Origin of the sequence: Microbacterium sp. SD291, from assembly GCF_017355365.1 — a bacterium.
Taxonomy (GTDB): Bacteria; Actinomycetota; Actinomycetes; order Actinomycetales; family Microbacteriaceae; genus Microbacterium.
The window spans coordinates 1-20,288 of record NZ_JADIJR010000013.1; the positions used below are offsets into that span (position 1 = coordinate 1).

Annotated in this window: 17 protein-coding genes; 12 read left to right on the forward strand and 5 right to left on the reverse strand. The window is 68.9% G+C overall.

Features of this window, described 5'->3' with window-relative positions; all coding sequences use genetic code 11:
* Positions 1 to 236 (reverse strand): hypothetical protein (locus IPV10_RS09130; protein WP_207482997.1); only part of this gene is annotated, 236 nt, incomplete at its 3' end.
* A gap of 515 nt (positions 237 to 751) precedes the next feature.
* On the opposite strand from IPV10_RS09130, the gene IPV10_RS09135 reads away from it, so the two are divergent.
* From IPV10_RS09135 to IPV10_RS09165, 7 genes are all read left to right on the forward strand, one after another.
* Positions 752 to 1,996, forward strand: a complete 1,245-nt coding sequence (locus tag IPV10_RS09135; RefSeq protein WP_207482999.1) for a hypothetical protein — start codon at positions 752 to 754, stop codon at positions 1,994 to 1,996.
* 55 nt (positions 1,997 to 2,051) lie between these two features.
* Entirely contained in the window at positions 2,052 to 3,635 is a 1,584-nt protein-coding gene (locus IPV10_RS09140; RefSeq protein ID WP_207483001.1) for an HNH endonuclease signature motif containing protein, read from the forward strand.
* Between the two features lie 621 nt (positions 3,636 to 4,256).
* Positions 4,257 to 5,699: an APC family permease gene (locus IPV10_RS09145; protein WP_307861094.1), complete on the forward strand. Its 1,443-nt coding sequence runs from the start codon at positions 4,257 to 4,259 to the stop codon at positions 5,697 to 5,699.
* 2 nt (positions 5,700 to 5,701) lie between these two features.
* Positions 5,702 to 7,063 carry a glutamine synthetase family protein gene (locus tag IPV10_RS09150; protein ID WP_307861095.1) on the forward strand — a complete coding sequence of 454 codons (1,362 nt, stop codon included), beginning with the start codon at positions 5,702 to 5,704 and terminating at the stop codon, positions 7,061 to 7,063.
* Positions 7,053 to 8,288 carry an amidohydrolase family protein gene (locus tag IPV10_RS09155; RefSeq protein ID WP_207483005.1) on the forward strand — a complete coding sequence of 412 codons (1,236 nt, stop codon included), beginning with the start codon at positions 7,053 to 7,055 and terminating at the stop codon, positions 8,286 to 8,288. The genes IPV10_RS09150 and IPV10_RS09155 overlap by 11 nt, the downstream gene beginning before the upstream one ends.
* Positions 8,285 to 9,580: a M20 family metallopeptidase gene (locus IPV10_RS09160; RefSeq protein WP_207483007.1), complete on the forward strand. Its 1,296-nt coding sequence runs from the start codon at positions 8,285 to 8,287 to the stop codon at positions 9,578 to 9,580. The genes IPV10_RS09155 and IPV10_RS09160 overlap by 4 nt, the downstream gene beginning before the upstream one ends.
* Positions 9,577 to 10,911 (forward strand): aspartate aminotransferase family protein, encoded by a 1,335-nt coding sequence (locus IPV10_RS09165; protein WP_207483009.1) that lies wholly within the window; start codon positions 9,577 to 9,579, stop codon positions 10,909 to 10,911. The genes IPV10_RS09160 and IPV10_RS09165 overlap by 4 nt, the downstream gene beginning before the upstream one ends.
* Positions 10,912 to 11,028: 117 nt before the next feature.
* Here the strand turns inward: IPV10_RS09165 and IPV10_RS09170 are convergent, their stop codons facing one another.
* Both IPV10_RS09170 and IPV10_RS09175 read right to left on the reverse strand, forming a co-directional pair.
* Positions 11,029 to 11,901: a MurR/RpiR family transcriptional regulator gene (locus IPV10_RS09170; RefSeq protein ID WP_207483011.1), complete on the reverse strand. Its 873-nt coding sequence runs from the start codon at positions 11,899 to 11,901 to the stop codon at positions 11,029 to 11,031.
* Between the two features lie 3 nt (positions 11,902 to 11,904).
* A complete protein-coding gene (locus IPV10_RS09175) occupies positions 11,905 to 12,852 on the reverse strand; it encodes a LysR family transcriptional regulator (protein WP_207483014.1) in 948 nt (315 codons plus the stop codon).
* An 84-nt stretch (positions 12,853 to 12,936) separates the two neighbouring features.
* On the opposite strand from IPV10_RS09175, the gene IPV10_RS09180 reads away from it, so the two are divergent.
* Positions 12,937 to 14,460 (forward strand): aminotransferase class I/II-fold pyridoxal phosphate-dependent enzyme, encoded by a 1,524-nt coding sequence (locus tag IPV10_RS09180; protein WP_207483016.1) that lies wholly within the window; start codon positions 12,937 to 12,939, stop codon positions 14,458 to 14,460.
* 6 nt (positions 14,461 to 14,466) lie between these two features.
* Here the strand turns inward: IPV10_RS09180 and IPV10_RS09185 are convergent, their stop codons facing one another.
* Both IPV10_RS09185 and IPV10_RS09190 read right to left on the reverse strand, forming a co-directional pair.
* On the reverse strand, positions 14,467 to 14,703 hold the full coding sequence (locus IPV10_RS09185) for a helix-turn-helix transcriptional regulator (RefSeq protein ID WP_207483018.1): 237 nt from the start codon (positions 14,701 to 14,703) through the stop codon (positions 14,467 to 14,469).
* Positions 14,700 to 15,308: a DUF2975 domain-containing protein gene (locus tag IPV10_RS09190; protein ID WP_207483020.1), complete on the reverse strand. Its 609-nt coding sequence runs from the start codon at positions 15,306 to 15,308 to the stop codon at positions 14,700 to 14,702. The genes IPV10_RS09185 and IPV10_RS09190 overlap by 4 nt, the downstream gene beginning before the upstream one ends.
* Before the next feature lie 227 nt (positions 15,309 to 15,535).
* On the opposite strand from IPV10_RS09190, the gene IPV10_RS09195 reads away from it, so the two are divergent.
* The 4 genes from IPV10_RS09195 to IPV10_RS09210 all read left to right on the forward strand — a co-directional run bounded on the left by IPV10_RS09195 (position 15,536) and on the right by IPV10_RS09210 (position 20,007).
* Positions 15,536 to 18,061, forward strand: a complete 2,526-nt coding sequence (locus tag IPV10_RS09195; RefSeq protein WP_207483022.1) for an ATP-dependent Clp protease ATP-binding subunit — start codon at positions 15,536 to 15,538, stop codon at positions 18,059 to 18,061.
* Between the two features lie 131 nt (positions 18,062 to 18,192).
* The gene (locus IPV10_RS09200) at positions 18,193 to 18,696 is read left to right on the forward strand and encodes an amino-acid N-acetyltransferase (protein ID WP_207483025.1); all 504 of its coding nucleotides are present in this window, start codon (positions 18,193 to 18,195) and stop codon (positions 18,694 to 18,696) included.
* Between the two features lie 9 nt (positions 18,697 to 18,705).
* Complete coding sequence (locus IPV10_RS09205; RefSeq protein WP_207483027.1) at positions 18,706 to 19,380, forward strand: hypothetical protein; 675 nt, start codon at positions 18,706 to 18,708, stop codon at positions 19,378 to 19,380.
* A 225-nt stretch (positions 19,381 to 19,605) separates the two neighbouring features.
* Positions 19,606 to 20,007, forward strand: a complete 402-nt coding sequence (locus IPV10_RS09210; protein ID WP_207483029.1) for a dehydrogenase — start codon at positions 19,606 to 19,608, stop codon at positions 20,005 to 20,007.
* The last annotated feature ends 281 nt before the right edge of the window (positions 20,008 to 20,288 follow it).

Sequence of the window (20,288 nt, forward strand, 5' to 3'; positions counted from 1 at the left end):
ACCCCCACCGGATGTCCGAAGAGCCCCTTATCGACTTGAACCATCCCGAGCTCGGCGAGCTTCAGCATCCGACCTTGAATGAGAGCTTCCAGAAACCCGTACTCGTCCTCATCCTGGAAAGACTCCGCGATCTCGGGCTCGATCGCGACGATCAAGGCGCGCAGCAGGACGTCGCTGCTCATGAGTTCGTACCGGCCCGCACCCTCGCCGAGATTGACTAGCTCGTTCACGAACATGCCGTCACGGACGTCCTCGTCAGAGGTGGCCTTCAGCTAGAGACCGAAGTTCTGCAGCATCTGTCGGTCTGCGAACTCCTCGCCCGCCGAGGATGGGCTCCTCGACGGAGTGCGCTTCGACGAGGTTGGCCGGCGAAAAGGCGGATGCTGGGGGCTGCGACGCATCACGCTTGCGGGACAGCATCCGCTCTGCCGCCTCATCGAGAGCCATGTGATCTCCCGCTGCGCCACGATCAGCGCCGCAGCGACCGGCCCTTTCGTGCGAGCGGAATCAGATCGGATGCCACGGCCCTCGACTTCTTGCGGTGCCAGTCCGGAACCCTGGGCGTGCGAAGCGCGGATCTGAGGGCGAGATCGGTCAGTCAGTCATCGAGCAGGCCGATGCTCACGCCGATCACATGCGACACCGCGGGCGAGTACGCCTTGATGTCGGCAGATGACGGGAGGATGGAGCGACGCCGTTTCCACGGCAACGGATGCGTGTGAAGGCCAGGGGCTTTCGGAATGGGGATGCCATGAGTGATGACAAGCGGAACACGGCCGAAGCGGCGAAGGCGCTCGGCATTCCGCCCGAACTGGTCGCTGAGAAGGCGAAGGAGATGGCGCAGGGTGAGGGGTTCCAGGCGCAGATCTTCAAGGCGATCGCCGTTCAGCGTCCGGTGGTCCTCGAGTATCTGCGGGCCGTTCGGCGGGATAAGCCCGAAGCCTCCCCTGCCGATCTCCTGAAGGAGCTCGAGAGCCGATACGTCGCGACGGTGACGATCACCAGCAGTGGCGTGGGTGCCTCAGCCGCGATCCCCGGTGTCGGCATCCCGATCGCGCTCGGACTCGGTGTAGCAGACCTCTTGTTCTTCTACGAGACGAGCGCGCTGTACGTGCTCGCGGTGGCTGAGCTTCACGGCATCCCCGTGACGGATCCGGACCGTGCGCGTCCGCTCGTCCTCGGCATGCTCCTCGGTCAGAAATCGCAGAGCGAGGTGAGCAAGATGGTGCTGACCGCTCTCGGAGCAGGAGCGGCGGCGCAGGCCCGAAGCGCCGCCTCGAGCGTCGTCAGCAAGACGGCGCCGGGCGGATGGGGAGACGCGCTTGCGCAGCAGCTTCCCGATTCCGCTCTCGCGCCACTGACCATCGTCATCGGACGTGAGGCACTCAAACTCGGTGGGAAGCTCGGAGCCGGCACGCTGGGAAAGGCGATCCCGTTCGGGGTCGGGGCGGTCATCGGCGGAGTGGGCAGCTTCACCTTCGGCCGGGACGTCGTGAAGGCCTCGCGCCTCGCCTTCCCCGAGACGCCGAGCACCTTCCCGGAATGGCTCGAGGACTATGCGAAGCCGCAGCGCGAGCCGGCGGAGCCTTCGCGAGCAGCGGTCGCTCTCGAAGCCGCGGCCGGCAACGTGAAGGACTTCGGCGAGGGCGTCTGGAGCATGGTGGGTGCGGCCACCGAAGCGTTCCGTTCGGTCGATCTCGACGGCGACGGCATCCCGGACGAGGCGCGAGCGCTGACGGCGGTGAAGCGTGCGGGGAGTGCCGTCGCGGGTACGGCGAGCAAGACTGCGGACGCCTTCCGCTCGGTGGATGTCGACGGGGACGGGATTCCGGACGACTCGCAGGCGCTCGCCGCGGTGAAGGGTGCAGGGAGTGCCGTGGCGGCTGCCGCAGAGAACGCACGCGGAAAGATGGCGTCGCTGTTCAAGGGCAAGTCGAAGGCGACACAGGAAGAGGCGTCGTCGTCCGAGCCGAAGGCATCCGACGTCGCCGACTGACGCACGATCTCTGCGCACTATCTGCGAATGTCGGAGGCCAGAGTCATGATGGACTATGGCAGTTTTCACCGACATCGCGTCGCTCGTCCCCACGCTGGGGGAGCGGCTCGGCGAGGGTGCATCGCTGACCGAGGCGACGGCGCTGATGGTGGAGATGACGGATGCCGAGGTCGTCGCGATCCTCCGTGAGGCGGTCGAAGTGACGCGTCCTGCGGATCAGATCAGGGTGGTCGCGGCGGGGATCATCGCCGACCGCTCTTCGCGTGCGTCGGGTCATTCCGGGTTGGCACAGTCGCGGGGACATGGGTCGCCTGCGAGTTTCGTGCAGCAGCTGACCGGGTCCACGAAGGGTGAGGCGTCTCGGGACGTGCGCGTCGGGCAGGCGCTGCTGGAGGGGGAGCGCGAGTCGGAAGCGGATGCTGGGGCGGAGGAGGCGCCACCCGATGACGGTGGTGCTGGTGCTGGCGCTGGCGGTGGCGGTGCGGATGCCGGGGCCGGTTCCCATTCGGAGTCTGAAGCGGCCGCGGGGCGTGAGCGTCAGCCTCTGTGGCATGAGCCGCTGGGTGCGGCGCTGCGGTCAGGGGCGCTGACGGCGGCGCAGTACGACGCGATCCGGCGGGGTCTGGGCGAGCCTCCTGTGCCCGCCGGCCTTCCCATCGATCTCCCGGCCGAGGAGTCGGCCGCGATCGCCCGCGCGATCCACGACGCCTGGTTCCAGGCGGCGGAGCAACTGGTGGCAGAGGCGTCCGAGCGGACTGTCGAGGAGCTCGGGGCCGCGGCGCGGACGATCCGCGATCTGCTGGATCCCGAAGGTGCGGAGGCGCGGTTCCTGGCTCGGTACGAGAAGAGGTCGCTCCGCATATGGCGGGATGCCGACGGGGTGCGGCATGCGTCGATCGCCTTCGAGGATGAGGGCGGCGCGTTCTTCACCGCGGCGTTCGAGGCGGCGATGCGGCCGCGTCGGGGTGGCCCGAGGTTCGTGGATTCCGAGGAGAAGGCGCGGGCGGCTGCTCTCGTCGATGACCCGCGCACGAACGATCAGCTCGCTTACGACCTGTTCATGGATCTGGTCAGGGCGGGAGTACTCGCCGATGCGGAGAGCGTGTTCGGCGCCCGTCAGGCGGGTGTCCGGCTGGTGCAGGTCGTGGCGGAGGACGGCACCCGCGCGCCGGTCGCGCACACGGAAGACGGGCTTCTCGCGCTCCCAGTTGGAGTGGTCGAACAGCGGGCGTGTGAGAGCGGATACGTGCCGGTCATGGTCGACTCGTGCGGCAACCCGCTCGATGTCGGCCGCGAACAGCGGCTGTTCACCACCCGGCAGCGGATCGCACTCGCGATCCGTGACGGCGGATGCCGGTGGCGAGGGTGCGACCGGCCCGCGTCATACTGCGAGGCGCATCACATCGATGAATGGCACGCGGATTCGGGGCGGACCGACGTCGACCGCGGCATCCTGCTGTGCAGATTCCACCATATGAACCTGCACCACGGACGATGGCGGATCACCCGTGACGGGAAGGGCGACTTCGTCCTGCATCACCGCGACGGCGAGCAGTTCGTGCTGCACCGCCGCGCCGCGCTCTCGTACGCGTGGGCCGGAATCGACCCGCCCCCGAAGAGATTCAGGCCGGCGGCCTGACATAGACGGGGTCCGCATCGGGGTCTCCGTCCGCGTCCCTGGCCGCAGCGTGATCCGATTGCGCTGCTTGATCCGATTGTGCTGCTTGGCACACAGCCTGCAGCGGTAGCGACTCGTTGCCATCTCGATGGGTGGCATGCACAGGCGTCGCCGCCTCAGCAGTTCGCCGCCGGAGGTCTTCGGCTCATTCTGCCGGCTCGCCGGCACGGCCGCGCTCGATCTCGCTCCGCTGGCACGCGACCGGAGCCGCCTTCGTCCGCCTTCGTCCGCCTTCGTCCGCCTTCGTCCGCCTTCGTCCGCCTTCGTCCGCCTTCGTCCGCCTTCGTCCGCCTTCGTCCGCCTTCGTCCGCCTTCGTCCGCCTTCGTCCGCCTTCGTCCGCGTTCGTCACCTTCGCCCTAATCCGCCGCGCGTCGACCGCCCGAGGTCTCCACGTGCGCGATCGCCCGACGGCAGGCGAGACCCGGAGCATCCGATGAATCATCCGAAACACGCTATGCAAGAACCTGCCCCGCATGTAATATCTGTTACATCGTCACCCGAACTGACGATTTCCGCACGGTTTGATTCACGTTCCCGGAGCGTCAGAGCAGACGCCGGATGAAAGGCCCGAAATGACTTCAGTGACGAAAACGCAGCCGGAAGGCGCGCCGACTGCGGCACTCACCCCGCGCAAGACACTCCGCCTCTGGGAGGTCGTCGCGATCTCGGTCGGCTTCATGGGACCCGTGATGGCCATGTCGCTCAACGGCATCGGCGTCGCCGGACTCGTCGGCTCCGGCGTTCCGTTCACCTTCATCGTGTCGTTCCTCGGCACGATGCTCGTCGCCTACGCCTTCATCCGCCTCACGCGCTACATCACGCACGCGGGATCCGTCTACGCCCTCGCCGGCTCCACCCTCGGCCCGCGTGCCGGATTCTTCGGCGGCTTCGCGCTTCTCGGCACCTACATCTTCTTCGCGGTCTGCATCGCCGGAGCCTGCGGCGTGTTCTTCGAGGCGATGATGGCCGAATTCGGCGTCACCTTGCCGACCTGGACCTGGGTGATCATCCCCGTCGTGGTCGCCGTCTTCGCCCTGCTCCTCAACGTCCGCGAGTCGACCGTCACCGCCCGCACCCTGCTCGGCATCGGGTTCGTCGGCATCGCCGCGATGGTGATCCTCTCCATCGTCATCATCGTTCGCGTGGCCAGCGGAGACGCCCCGGTCGAAACGGGTGTCGATCTCTCCGTCCTCCTTCCCGGCGACGCGCCGATCAGCGCCATCATGACCGCCGCAGTCTTCGGCTTCCTGTCCTGGGCCGGGTTCGAATCGGGCGCCTCCCTGGGCGAGGAGACCCGCAACCCGAAGCGCGTCGTGCCACGCGCGCTGCTGCTCGCCGTCCTCGTCGCCGGCGTCATCTACGTGCTCGTCATGTTCGCCCAGACCATCGGGTTCGGCACCGATCAGAAGGGCGTCGAGGCCTTCGCCGGAGCATCCTCGACGCTCACCGCTCTCGCCTCGACCTACGTCGGCCAGTGGTTCGCAGTGCTCATCGCCATCTTCGCGTTCCTGGTCGCCTTCGCCTCGCTGCTCAGCTCCACCGCCGCGGCGGCCCGGCTGCTGTTCGCCCTCGCCCGCGACGGCTTCGGCCCCAAGGCCTTCGCGGCCACCAGCCCGAAGACCGGCGTCCCCGTGCACAGCACCGTGTTCGTCGTGGTGCTCACCGTCATCTTCGCCGTCGGCTTCGGACTCTTCGGCGCCACCTCGGTCGACGTGTACTACTGGTTCGCGACGATCGCGACCCTCTGCATGGTCGTCGCATACGGAATGACGTCAGTGGGCGTCATCAAGCACACGTTCTCCCGCGGCTCGAAGATCCCGAAATGGGAGATCATCATCCCCGTCCTGGGCATCGCGTTCCTCGCCTACGTGTACTTCATCCAGATCGCCGGTCAGGTGGCTCCCTACTCCTACTTCCCGTGGATCTCCGGCGCCTGGTGCCTCATCGGGCTCGCCATCATCCTGATCAAGCCCTCTCTCGCCGACCGGATCGGCTCGCGCCTGAGCACGGAAGACCTGGACTGATCGTGAACGACCACAGCAGAAGCAACGACGACGCATCGAGCGCCGGAGCGGATGACATGCACCCCCAGCACGACGGCGATGAACTGATCTTCATCGCCACCACCGACATCGCCGCCCGCACCAAGGGCCGCTCGATGCGGCTCGCCGACTTCGACGAGAACACCTCGCTCGGATGGGTTCCGGCGAACCTCGGGATCGGCTCGCTCGGGCACATCGTCGACGACATCCCCTACGGCTCCACCGGCGACCTGCGGCTCAAGCCCGATGCGACTTCGCACGCCCGCGTCGACGGCATCCCGGGTCGCCCTCCGCTGAACATCGTCTTCGCAGACCTGGTGAACACCGACGGATCACCGTGGGAGAGCTGCCCGCGCACCTTCCTGCGTGAGGCGGTCGAGCAGCTGCGCACCGAGTTCGGCATCACCACCCGCTCCTCGTTCGAGCACGAGTTCATGGACGTGAGCGCCAAGGGCGACCACCACCCGTTCTCCCTGCAGGCGTTCCGGCGTGCCGAGCCGATCGGCTCCGAGCTGATGGCGGTGCTGCATCGCGCCGGCCTCGAGCCCGAGACCTGGCTGCCCGAGTACGGCCGTCACCAGTACGAGATCACCGTCGCGCCGACCGACCCCGTCGCTGCCGCGGACCGGGCGATTCTCGTCCGCGACATCGTCTACGACATCTTCGAAGCGCACGGACGCGAAGCCTCCTTCGCGCCTGTCGTCGCACCCGGAGAGACCGGGAACGGCGTGCACGTGCATTTCGGGCTCGACGACCTCGAGGGCAACACCCTCGTGTTCGACCCGTCACGCCCCGGCCGGATGTCGGAACTTGCCGGCAGCTTCGCCGCCGGCATCGTCCGCTACGGCCCTGCGATGGCCGCCCTGTTCGCTCCGCTCGCGACCAGCTATCTCCGACTGGCGCCGCACAACTGGTCGACCGCCCGCTCGTTCCTCGGGCTGCAGAACCGCGAGGCGCTGCTGCGCATCTGCCCGACGAACGAGATCGACGGCCGCGACCCCAGCCGGCAGCTGCACTTCGAGTTCCGTGGCGGCGACATCGGCGCCAACCCGTGGATCCTGCTCGGCATGATCCTGCGCGCCGGGATGCAGGGCCTGCGCGACGGCCTCCAGACACCCGAGATCGTGGAGGGCGAACTCGACCTCGAGGGCCGCCATGCCCACCTTGCCAAGCTGCCCCGCGATCTCGAGCAGGCGCTCGAGATGCTCAAGGCCGACGAGGTCGTCTCCGGCTGGTTCTCGCCAGCCTTCCTCGCGACTTTCGAAGCCATCAAACGCGATGAGTTCGCCTCGGTGCAGGCGCGCTCGCTCGCCGAGCAGTGCGAGGTGTACGCCCGTGTCTACTGACGCGACCCCTGCCGAGGTCCCGCTGCTCGACCATCACTGCCACGGCGTGACCACGGGCGAACTCGATCGCGCCGCCTTCGAATCGCTCATCACGGAATCCGACTGGGATGCTCCGGAAGGCACGACCCACTTCGACACGCAGGTCGGCTTCGCGATCCGCCGGCACTGCGCGCCCGTGCTCGGACTCGAGCCGTTCGCGACCGCTGAGGAGTATCTGGCGCGACGCCGGGAGCTCGGCGGCGCCGAGGTCAGCAGAAGACTGCTGCGAGCGACCGGGATCAGCGACTACTTCATCGAGATCGGCCACCGGGCGGACGAGATCCTCGAGCCCGCGGAGATGGCGGATGCCGGTGCGGCCCGCGCGTTCGAGATCGTTCGACTCGAGCGGCTCGCCGAGGAACTCGTGATCGACGGCATCCGCCCCGACGAGTTCCGGAGCGCATACGCACGCCTCCTCGACGAGCGGCTCCGCCGCGCGATCGGGGTGAAGTCGATCGCCGCCTACCGGATCGGACTCGATTTCGAGCCCGGACGGCCGACGACGGACGAGGTCGACGTCGCCGTCGCGCGCTGGGTCCGCGGGGCCGACGGCACCTCGCCGCTCGACGGCGACGTGCGCCTCGACGATCCGGTGATCATCCGGCACCTGCTGTGGGCTGCGGTCGACCGGGCGTGCGCGATCCAGTTCCATATCGGCTACGGCGATGCCGACGTCGACCTGCACCGCTGCAACCCGCTGCTTCTCACCGAGTTCCTGCGTCAGACGCGCGCATCCGGGGCGCGGGTGATGCTGCTGCACTGCTACCCGTTCCACCGCGAAGCCGGCTACCTCGCCCAGGTGTTCCCGCACGTCTACTTCGACGTGGGACTCGCGATCAACTACACGGGTTCGCGTTCCGACGAGATCATCGCCGAGACCCTCGAGCTCGCCCCGTTCCACAAGATCCTGTTCTCCTCCGACGCCTTCGGCGCGGCAGAGCTGTACCACCTCGGTGCGCTGCTGTTCCGGCGAGGGCTGCAGCGGGCGCTGGACACCTTCTCCGAACGCGACGGCTGGCCTGCCGGCGAACGTTCACGAGTCACCGAACTCATCGCGTGGCGCAATGCGCGTCGCGCGTACCGGCTGGACGATGCGCTGTTCGCCGTGACCACCGGGTCGATCGGCGCCGATGGCAGGTCGATCCCCGACGGCCGGTCAGGGTCCCTCGCGCAGGAGACCTCGTGAGCCCGACCATCACACGACTGACCGACCTGGCGACGCGCTGGAACATCGCACTCGCGCATGAGCTGCCGGCCGCCCGGCGGCTGCGCCGCGAGCTGCATGCCGCGCCGTGCCTGTCCGGTCACGAGCATCCGGCGCGCACGCGTATCGTCGAGGCGCTGAGCGACCTCATCGTGTTCGAGCAGACAGCGGATGCCGGAGCCGTCGGCCGTACGGGCCCCGCAGACGGGCCGGCCATCGCCGTCAGAGCAGAGCTCGACGCACTTCCGGTGACGGAGCTGACCGGCGCATCGTTCGCAGCCGTCGGCGGAGTGATGCACGCGTGCGGTCACGATGTGCACCAGGCCGCGGTCGTCGCTCTGCTGCGGGCGGCCGAGCACCTCGATCTGCCGCTCGGCCTCGTCGGGCTGCTGCAGCCGCGTGAGGAGAGCTACCCCTCCGGGGCGCTGGAGATGGTCGAGGCCGGGGTGATCGAGCGGCACGGGATCGCGCACGTCATCGGCGCCCACGTGCATCCGGGCGTGGCGCGAGGCGCGGTCGCCGCCGGCGGCGGCTTCATCAACGCGGCGGCGGACGAGATCGAGATCCGCGTCGAAGGCCGAGGCGGTCACGGCGCCTACCCGCACGACGCGAGCGACACCGTCGCTGCGATCGCGCACATCGCGCTCGGCATCCCCGAGGTGGTCCGACGTACGGTCAGCCCGCTGCGGCCGGCGCTGATCAGCGTCGGCACGCTCACCGCGGGGGAGGGGGCGGCCAACGTCCTGCCCGCCGAGGCGCGCATCTTCGCGACGATGCGCACCACCGACCCCGCGGATCGTTCGACGCTCTTCGACGCCGTGCGCGCGATGGCGGAGCGCACCGCCGCGGCCTACGGCACGACCGCGACGACCACGCGCATCGAGGGGGAGCCTGCGCTCATCAACGACGCGGCGCTGGCCGCCGGCGCGGATGACTGGCTGGCGCGCCTCGGCGTCGACGGCGCAGAGCCGATGCGATCTCTCGGTGCAGACGACTTCTCGTACTTCTGCGATGCGGTTCCCTCGCTCATGCTGTTCGCCGGAGTGGAGACCCCCGGTGAGCACCCGCAGCCCGCGCTGCACCACCCGCGATTCCTGCCGGAGGATGACGCCGTCGATCTCGTCGCGCGCGCGCTGATGGCCGGCTACCTCGCCGCCGCCGAGCGTGTGCTCGGAATCGCACATCACCGCGGCGACATCGCCGGATCGGGTGACACCGTCGGATCGGGCGAAAAGGCCGGATCGAGCGGCGCGGGGCCGGACGGCGAAGGGTGACGGCTGCTGAACGGCTCATCGCGCGCGACGACGCCGTGATCGCGGGCGTGGAGAAGCTGCGGTTCTTCCCGCTCGCGGTGCAATCCGGCATGGGCGCGACGCTGCTCGAACCCGGAGGGCGGGAACTCATCGACCTCAGCGCGAGCTGGACGGCTTCCGGGTTCGGCCACGGCAACGCCGCGATCGCCGATGCCATCGCCCGTGCCGCGATCGATGCGCCGGGATCGTCGATCCTGTCGGCCAGCCACCCCGCCGCCGTCACTCTCGCCGAAGAGCTGCTCGCCCTCGTCCCGAGCGATCTGCCTGCGCGCGGGCGCCGGGTCTATCTCGGTCATGCCGGGACGGACGCCAACGACGTCGCGATCCGCGGATGCCGCCAGGCCACCGGACGCCCCGGCATCCTGGCGTTCCAGAACGGCTATCACGGCGGTCTCGGAACGGCGCAGCGGGTCTCCGGCGTGCACGTGTCGGCGGGAGTGCCGGCCGACCCCGCCGTCACCTTCCTGCCCTATCCCGACCCGTACCGGCCGCACACCGGCGACCCGGCGACAGTCGTGGAGGACGTCCTCCGCCTCGCCGGCGCCGAACTCGCTCAGGCGGCGACAGCCGCAGTGATCGTCGAGCCGGTGCAGTCCGACGGCGGCGTCATCGTGCCACCGCAGGGCTTTCTCGCAGGTCTGCGCGAGCTGTGCGATCGGCACGGCGCCTACCTCATCATCGACGAGGTGAAGGTGGGGCTCGGCCGCACAGGCCGCGTGCACGGATTCGAGCATGACGAGGTGATTCCCGACATCGTCACGCTGGGCAAGGCGCTCGGCGGCGGACTGCCGCTGTCGGCGACGATCGGCCCGGCGGCGGTGCTCGACGCACCGGTCGCCTCGGCGCTCATGACCACCACCGGCAACCCGATCTCCTGCGCTGCCGCGCTCGCCGTGCTGGAGATCGTCCGCGCGGGCGCCGCCACGGCGAACGCGAGCGAGCGCGGAGCACAGCTGAGGGGGCTGCTCGTCGAGTACGCGGACAGCGGCCGGCCCGGTGCCGCGCGCATCGGCGACGTCCGCGGGCGCGGGCTCTCCATCGGCCTCGAACTCGTGATCGATCGCGTGTCAGCCGAGCCGGATCCCGTCCTCACGGCCAAGGCGGTCTACCGCGCCTGGCAGCTCGGTGTCGTCGCCTACCCGGTGCGCGGCAACGTGATCGAGCTCACGCCGCCGCTGACCATTTCGGCCGAGGCCGTCGAACAGGCGGCGAGCACGCTGATGGCCGCGCTGGACGACGCGGCGCGCGGCGTCGTGTCCGACGAGGAGATCGCGCCCTTCCAAGGCTGGTGACCGCCGTACTCGGCGGGTGCAGACCGGCGGGCAGCAGCCAGCCCGGGTGGGCTCCGACGCGCGAGAGGGTCCGGTGCACTCGGCCACCGCAGAGAGCCCGGTCCCCGCGCGAGAACTTCAGTCCCCAGAGGGACGCGCCCGAAGCTCCTCCATCGCCTCGACGCGCTGCCTGCCCGTCTCGCCGAGCCGGTCGGTCACCCCGGCGATCACGGTCTCCACGACGGCCATCGCCGGAACCAGCGAGTCGAAGGGCGACGGGGCGTCGACGTTCGCGGGGAGAACCGTTCCGGCGGCATCCGCAGCAGGCGACATCCAACGATCCGTGAAGAGCACCAGATCGCCGCCACGCTCGGCGATGCGCCGGGAGAAGCGGACGATCTGCTGGTCATAGCGCCGGTAGTCGAACACGACGAGCACGTCGCCGCGGCGCGTATCGGATATCGCCGCCAGGCGGGTGAACTCATCGGCCGGAACCACCTGGACGTCGGGCCGGAGGAGCATCAGGTGGGCACCCAGGTACTCGGCGAGGAGCTGGCTGAACCGCCCGCCGATCAGGCGGACGCGGCGGCGCGAGTCGGACAGCATGGCGACGGTGCGCTCGAACTCGCTCTCCGGGAGGTCGTCGATGGTCGCCGCGATGCTCGCCGAGAAGATCCGCGACGACCGGGCGAGATCGCCGTCGCCGGAGCGCAGGTCGGCGCGACCGTACTGCTCGAGCGGGGAGCCGAGCCGTTCGTGCACCTCCCGCACGAGTCGTTTCTGGAAGGCGGGGTAGCCGCTGAAGCCGAGCCGGCTGACGAATCGGACCACGGTCGGGGGGCTGACGCTTGCCCGCTGGGCCAGTTCGGCGACAGTCTCGAGACCCGCGATCGGGTAGTTCGCGAGGATCGCGCGACCCACCTTCCGCTCGCCGGAGCTCAGAGATTCGAGCGATTCGCGCACCAGCGCGCTCAGCGGTCGATCGGTCGCCGATTCCGTCTCGTCAGTCACATCTCACCTCTTCGTGGGTGAAACATACGTTACACCGGCGCTCAGTCGCCCCTGCGTCGCCTGGTGGGCGATCGCGGTCCGCGTGAGGAGGTGCACGATCTCATCGTCGAGGGTGGGCGCCGTCAGGAGAGCGATCTCTCGCGACAGCGCGGTTCCACGGATCTCCACGGTCGCCACGTCACGCAGGTCCGCCTGCTCGGGGAGGGCCAGCTCGGGGACCAGCGCCACGCCGAGACCTGCGGCGACATAGGCGGCGACGACCCGGTAGTCGTCGCTGCGGGGCCCGAGCCTCGGCTCGAAGCCGGCCGACCGGGCGGCGGCGAGGAGTGCGGCGTCGCCGGGGTCGTCCTCATCGGTGCCGAGGATCCACGGCTCGCCGCGGAAGTCCGCAATGCGGTGCGCGCGGGCGTCGGCCAGCGGATGCCGTGCCGGCACGATCAGCGAGAACCGCTCCCGGAAGAGGCTCGTGCGCCTGATGCCCGATGTCGTCCGGGTCGGCTCGCCCGGACGCTCGAAGATCACTGCGGCGTCGAGCGCGAGCCGATCGAGCAGGCCGGTGAGCTCGTGCAGCTCGCCCTCCGTGATCCGAGGCTCGTACCCCGTTTCGGTGAGCGCCCCGACGAGCCCCGGAAGCAGCCGCGCCGCGGCCGTCGGGAAGATCCCGAGGCGCATCCGCCTGCTCCCGGTGACGAGGGCTGCGGCGACGTCGGCGGTCGCCCGATCGGCGCGATCGAGGATCGCGACCGCGTGCGGGAGCCACAGGCGGCCGGCGACGGTCAGCCGCGTCCCGGAGCGGGAGCTCGCGACCACGGGCGCACCGGTCACCCGCTCGAGGCCGCGGATGTGGTGCGAGACCGTCGGCTGGCTCCACCCGAGTGCCTCGGCGGCCGCAAGGACCGAGCCGTGCTCGGCGACGGCCCGGAGGGCGAGAAGCTGGCGCAGATCGAGCATCCGGCATCCGTTCTATAACTGGTATGGATCCCTGAAGATTACTCGCTATTCCGTATTCGACGCCAGCAACGGAGCATTGATGACATGACCACCGCGCTCCTCCACGCCGACTCGCCGCTCCTCGACGCCGCTGCCCCCGTGTCGTCGACGCCGTACGCCGATGCCCTCGCCCGGTACGCAGCGCGCGACACGGTGCGACTCAACGTGCCGGGCCACGCGGCCGACCCGGATGCGGCACCTCGGCTGGCCGCGTACTTCGGGGAGGATCTGCTCCGCATGGACGTGCCGCCCCTGCTCGCGGGACTCGACAAGGGCGAGGGCAACCCGCTCGCCGAGTCTCTGCGTCTCGCCGCCGACGCCTTCGGCGCCCGCCGCACCTGGTTCCTCACCAACGGCGCCTCACAGGCCAACCGCATCGCGGCGCTCGCCCTCGCGGGGCTCGGCGACGCCGCGCAGCCCGTGGTCGCGCAGCGCAGCGCCCATTCATCGTTCTCCGACGGCATCATCCTCGGCGGCCTCTCGCCGCGCTTCGTGCAGCCCTCCATCGACGGCTGGTTCGGCATCAACCACGGCGTCTCGCCGGCCGCCCTGCGTGACGCGCTCGCCGCGCTCGGCGACGAGAAGCCCAAGGGCGTATACCTGATCTCGCCCAGCTACTTCGGCGCCGTCGCGGATGTCGCCGGCCTCGCCGAGGTCGCGCATGAGGCGGGCGCCCCGCTCGTCGTGGACGCCGCCTGGGGCAGTCACTTCGGATTCCACGAGGACCTGCCGGAGAGCCCGCTGCGCCTCGGGGCGGACCTCATGGTGTCCAGCATCCACAAGCTCGGCGGCAGCCTCACCCAGTCGGCCATGCTGCACCTCGGGCACGGCACGTTCGCCGACGTGCTCGAGCCGCTGATCGACCGGGCCTTCAAGCTGGCGCAGTCGACCAGCGAGAGCTCGCTGCTGCTCGCCTCACTCGACATCGCCCGCGACTCCCTCCAGAACGGGCGCGACCGGATCGCGATGTCCATCGCCGCGGCGGACGAACTGCGTGATCGCATCCGCCGCGGCGGCCGGTTCCGCATCGTCAGCGACACCTTCGATCGCTTCGAGGACATCGCCGCCGTCGACCCCCTCCGGGTCTCGATCGACGTCGCGAGCGGAGGCGTGCACGGCCCGACTGCACGCGAGCTGCTGATGGAGCGCGACGGCGTCTACTTCGAGATCGCCACCGAGACCTGCATCGTCGCGGTGATCGCGCCCGGTGTCGTCCCCGACATCGGCCGCGTGATCGACGCCCTGCACGCACTGCCGGTCGATGCGGATGCCGCCGCCGACGTCGACGCCGTCGGCGCGCTGGGCGCTCTGCCCGCTCCGGGTCCGCTCGCGATGCTGCCGCGCGACGCGTTCCTTCGCGCTGCGGAGGCGGTGCCGATCGAGGATGCGATCGGACGAGTGTCGGCGGATGCTCTCGCCGCGTACCCGCCCGGCATCCCGAACGTGCTGCCTGGGGAGGTCATCACCGAGGAGGTCGTGCGGTTCCTCCGGCACGTGGCAGCGACCCCCGGTGGCTACGTGCGCGGAGCGGTGGACCCCACGCTCGCGACCCTGTCCGTCGTCCGCTGACCGGCGTCAGCGCCCGTCCAGCACCAGCAGCTCGCCGACCTCGCAGCTCAGCGCATCGCAGATCGCCCGCAGCGTGGAATAGCGGATCGCCCGCGCCCTGTCGTTCTTGAGCACCGACAGGTTCACGATGCTCACCCCGACCTGGGCGCTCAGCTCGGTGAGGGTCATTCCGCGCTCGGCGAGCAGCTCGTCGAGCCGGCAGTGGATGCCGGTGAACTCGTCGTCGCTCTCGGCCGGGGTCATACCAGCCCCTCGGTGTCGCGCTGCAGGCGGTCGCCCACGACGAACACGGTGCCGATGATCGCGAGGGCGAACGCGGCCAGGAGGAACGGGAACGGCTCCACCGAGATGACCGCGGTGTCGAACGCGCCGTCGGTGACCTGCGCGATCGCGGCGTTCGCGAGCATGTTGTCGAAGAACCGCGACGCTGCGGCGCCGAGCAGGCCGATCACGCCGCCGCCCATCACGAGGCGCGTGTTGACCTTGCTGAACACGCGTCCGCGCAGGATGTTGCGGCTGAGCGCGAGAAGGCACGCCACCACGCCGGTGATCGTGACGGCGAAGGCGATCTGAGCCAGGATGCCGGGGATGACACCCATGGTCATCAGCCCGTCGACGGTCACCACGCCCCGATCGACGAGGACGGGGAGTGTCTCGTCTCCGGCTGTCGCCTGCGCAGGGGCGTCGATGAACTCGGCGAGCACCTGCACCCGCCCGCCGGAGGCGAGTTCCGCGATCCGCACGACGGCCATGCAGATCGACGTCACGGCGATCCCGACCCCCGTGATCGCGAACAGGGCGAGCGAGACGATGTCGCCGGTGCTCAGGACCCGCTGCTGGTTCTTCATGACTACCCCTTATCGAATATCGTTGTTATCGACTTTCGTTAACATAACGACTGTCGATAAGAACGTCAACCCCCGGCCCTTCGACAGGCTCAGGGACCCGGCGGGGCGGTATGCCCACGGCGAACACGGGCATGCAGCATCCGCCCGGTGGTTACTCTCGATGTATCAGCGCTTCGACCCTCTGCATCCCGACACGGTGCATCGGGGAACGAACCAAGGAGTGAACAATGTTCGAGAGATTCACGGACCGAGCCCGTCGAGTGGTCGTCCTCGCCCAAGAAGAGGCGAAGATGCTCAACCACAACTACATCGGGACCGAGCACATCCTGCTCGGCCTGATCCACGAGGGCGAGGGCGTCGCAGCCAAGGCCCTCGAGAGCCTCGGCATCTCCCTTGACGCCGTCCGCGAGCAGGTGCAGGACATCATCGGCCAGGGTCAGCAGCAGCCGACCGGCCACATCCCCTTCACGCCGCGCGCCAAGAAGGTGCTCGAGCTCAGCCTCCGCGAGGCCCTGCAGCTCGGCCACAACTACATCGGCACCGAGCACATCCTGCTCGGCCTCATCCGCGAGGGCGAGGGCGTCGCAGCCCAGGTGCTCGTCAAGCTCGGCGCCGACCTGAACAAGGTCCGCCAGCAGGTCATCCAGCTGCTCTCCGGCGCACCAGGGCGCGAGCCCGCCGCGGTCGGCGCGCAGACCAACGAGTCGCAGGGCACCCAGGGCGGATCCGCCGTGCTCGACCAGTTCGGACGCAACCTCACCCAGGCCGCCCGCGACAACAAGCTCGACCCGGTGATCGGGCGCGAGAAGGAGGCGGAGCGGGTCATGCAGATCCTCTCCCGCCGCTCCAAGAACAACCCCGTCCTGATCGGCGAGCCCGGCGTCGGCAAGACCGCTGTCGTCGAGGGCCTCGCGCAGGCCATCGTCAAGGGCGATGTGCCCGAGACGCTGAAGGACAAGCAGCTCTACTCGCTCGATCTCGGATCCCTCATCGCCGGCTCCCGCTACCGCGGAGACTTCGAGGAGCGCCTGAAGAAGGTCACCAAGGAGATCCGCACCCGCGGCGACATCATCGTCTTCATCGACGAGATCCACACCCTCGTGGGTGCGGGTGCCGCCGAGGGCGCGATCGATGCGGCCAGCATCCTGAAGCCGCTCCTCGCACGCGGAGAGCTGCAGACGATCGGTGCGACCACGCTCGACGAGTACCGCAAGCACTTCGAGAAGGATGCCGCGCTCGAGCGCCGCTTCCAGCCGGTGCAGGTGAACGAGCCGACGCTGCCGCACACGATCAACATCCTCAAGGGGCTGCGCGATCGCTACGAGGCGCACCACAAGGTGCAGATCACCGACGGCGCCATCGTCGCGGCGGCGAACCTCGCCGACCGCTACGTCGCCGACCGGTTCCTTCCGGACAAGGCGATCGACCTGATCGACGAGGCCGGCGCACGCCTGCGCCTCAGCATCCTGTCCTCGCCTCCGGAGCTGCGCGAGTTCGACGAGAAGATCGCCGCGGTCCGCGAGCAGAAGGAGATCGCCTCCGAGGAGCAGGACTTCGAGAAGGCGGCTTCGCTGCGCGACGAGGAGAAGAGCCTCCTCGCGGAGCGCCTGCGCCTCGAGAAGCAGTGGCGCTCGGGTGACGTCGCGACCGCCGCGGTCGTCGACGAGGGCCTGATCGCCGAGGTGCTCGCCCAGGCGACCGGCATCCCGGTGTTCAAGCTCACCGAGGAGGAGTCCTCGCGGCTCGTCTTCATGGAGAAGGCTCTGCACCAGCGCGTCATCGGACAGGAGGAGGCGATCGCCGCCCTCTCCAAGACGATCCGCCGTCAGCGTGCGGGCCTCAAGGACCCGAAGCGCCCCTCCGGCTCGTTCATCTTCGCCGGCCCCACGGGTGTCGGAAAGACCGAGCTGGCCAAGGCGCTCGCGGAGTTCCTCTTCGACGACGAGGCTGCGCTCATCTCGCTCGACATGAGCGAGTTCGGCGAGAAGCACACGGTCTCGCGTCTGTTCGGTGCCCCTCCCGGATTCGTCGGATTCGAAGAGGGCGGGCAGCTCACCGAGAAGGTGCGCCGCAAGCCGTTCAGCGTGGTCCTCTTCGACGAGATCGAGAAGGCGCACCCTGACATCTTCAACTCGCTCCTGCAGATCCTCGAAGAGGGTCGCCTCACCGACGGTCAGGGGCGCGTGATCGACTTCAAGAACACCGTCATCATCATGACCACCAACCTCGGTGCTCGTGATATCGCCGGTGGTCCTGTGGGCTTCCAGATCGAGGGCAGCACGTCGTCGACCTACGAGCGGATGAAGGGCAAGGTCAACGAGGAGCTCAAGCGCAACTTCAAGCCCGAGTTCCTGAACCGCGTCGACGACATCATCGTCTTCCCGCAGCTCACCAAGGAGGAGCTGGTGCAGATCGTCGATCTGTTCACCAAGCGTCTCGGCGAGCGGCTGCTGGACCGCGACATGACGATCGAGCTGTCGCTGGCCGCCAAGGAGCGTCTCATCGAGATCGGCTTCGACCCGGCGCTCGGCGCCCGTCCGCTGCGTCGCGCGATGCAGCACGAGGTCGAGGACCGTCTCTCCGAGAAGATCCTGCACGGCGAGCTCAACTCCGGTGACCACGTCAAGGTCGATGCGAAGGACGGCGAGTTCCTGTTCGAGCACGGCCCGCGCGGCGAGAAGGTCGCGGTCGGCGTCAACACCGGCGGCGCGATCTCCGGCACCCCCGACCTGGCGGTCGCCAGCGGGGAGTGACCCCGGCCCTTCGACAGGGCTCAGGACCAGAAAGGGCGGATGCTGCGGCATCCGCCCTTTCGGCGTTCTCAGGGGATCGGCGCGCCCGGGATCAGCAATCCGCCACGGGTGCGGGGTCCTAGTGTTGTCCTGTGAGCGAGTACATCGTCCGGTCGGCGCGCAGCACCGACATCGTCGGGATCCGGAACCTCCTGCAGCCGCTGGTGGAGCAGCGCATCCTGCTCGGCAAGGACCTCGCGGTGCTGTACGGCTCGGTGCAGGAGTTCGTGGTCGCGGAGTCCGGCGGCGAGCTGATCGCCTGCGGCGCCCTGCACGTGATCTGGGAGGACCTCGGCGAGGTGCGCACCCTGCTGGTGCGTGACGACTGGCTGCACCACGGCGTCGGCCGCGCGATCGTCGACCGGCTGGAGGACAACGCCGCCGCCCTCGGGCTCACCCGGCTGTTCTGCCTCACTTTCGAGGTCGAGTTCTTCGGCCGTCGCGGCTACGCCCCGATCGGCGAGCAGGTCGTCGACCCCGACGTCTACTCGCAGCTGCTGCGAAGCGGCGACGCCGGCGTCGAGGAGTTCCTCGACCTCGCGCACGTGAAGCCGAACACGCTCGGCAACACCAGGATGCTCAAGAGGCTCAACTAGCCTGGAGGCATGCCCCGCCATTCCGCCGCCGTGTATCGTCGCCGGCGCCTGGTCCTTCTGGTCGCGCTTATCCTCTCGGTCGCGGTGATCGGGGTGTCGGCGTGGCTTCTGATCGCGCGGCCATGGGCGGGCGCGGCATCCGAAGCCGGTCCGACACCGTCGGCGCCGTCGGAAGAGGATTCTCCTTCGCCCTCCCCGAGCGCAGACGGCTCCGCATCGCCGTCGCCGTCGCCGTCGCCGTCGCCGGAGTCGAGCACGGAGCAGACGCCGGCGATCGTGGCGTGCAAGGCGAAGGATGTCGAGGTCACCGCCGTCACCGACGCCGAGACGTATCCCGCCGGCGTGCTCCCGCAGCTGTCGATCTCGCTGACCAATCGCAGCCAGACCGACTGCACGATCGACGTCGGATCGACCACGCAGGCGTTCACCGTCTCGAGCGGCGAGGACGTCTGGTGGCGCTCGACGGACTGCCAGGAGAACCCGAGCAGCATGATCGCGACGCTCGCCGCCGGCGCGACCGTCGTCAGCAAAGTACCCGTGACCTGGGATCGGACGCGATCGAGTGTCGAGACCTGTGCGCAGGAGAATCGGCCGCGTGCGCCCGGTGGAGGAGCGTCGTATCACGTGGGCGTCGAGATCGGCGGTTTCACGGCGGTCGCCACGAAGCAGATCTTCTTGTACTGAACGCGAATACAGTATTGAACAGGGCTTCTGTGGCTGACACTCGGTCAAACGTGCGATATCATTGAGTCGACTCTTGAGATTACGCGGCGGCATGCCATCCCCAGTGGCGTCGACTACAGCGTCCCCAGCGCTTCGACAATCGCCGTTCAAGAGTACGAGGGCCCTCTCGAGTACCCCAGTCCCCAATGGAGGACTCGAGAGGGCCCCAATCGTTAAGCTGGTGGCATGGCAGCGAAGAGGGCGAAGAAGAAGCCGGCACCCGAGGATTTCCGATCGGATGCTCTGGCGCTGGCCCTTGAGAAGAAGGACATCGCGGCCGTCGCGCTGGCTCTGCGCCACGGCACGACCGTCGTCCCGCTGATCAAGCCGGGCGCGCGGGACAACCCGCTCGACAGCGGCGAGGTCTGGACCTACCGCGATCCGAGCACCGGCGACCTCGCGCTGCTGCTGTTCAGCGATGCGAGGAACAAACCGGACAACCTTCCACCCGGCGTCGGCATCTACTCCGCGGACTGGCTGCGCTCGTTCCTCACCGCGCACCCGATCACGACCGTCTTCCTCGACATCGCCGGCCCACACCCGATGCAGGCGTCCCCCGAGGAGCTGCTCAAGGCGCTCGACGCCTGATCGGGTTCGCACACCAGCGTCGCGGGGTCAGAAATGCATCGCCGTCGCCGTGCGGGGTCAGAAAAGCTTCGCCGTCGCCCTGTGGGGTCAGAAAAGCTTCGCCGAACACGTTGGCAGAGGCTCTTTTGACCCCGAACCGTGCGGGCACCGGCACCGGCACGGGCACCGGCACCGGCACGGACGAGGCGCAGACGCGCCGCGCAACGCGCCAGCACGCACGACGTCCGCGCGGACGAAGGGCGCGCGGATGCTCTGGGCGCGGACGCAATAGGCGCGGCGTG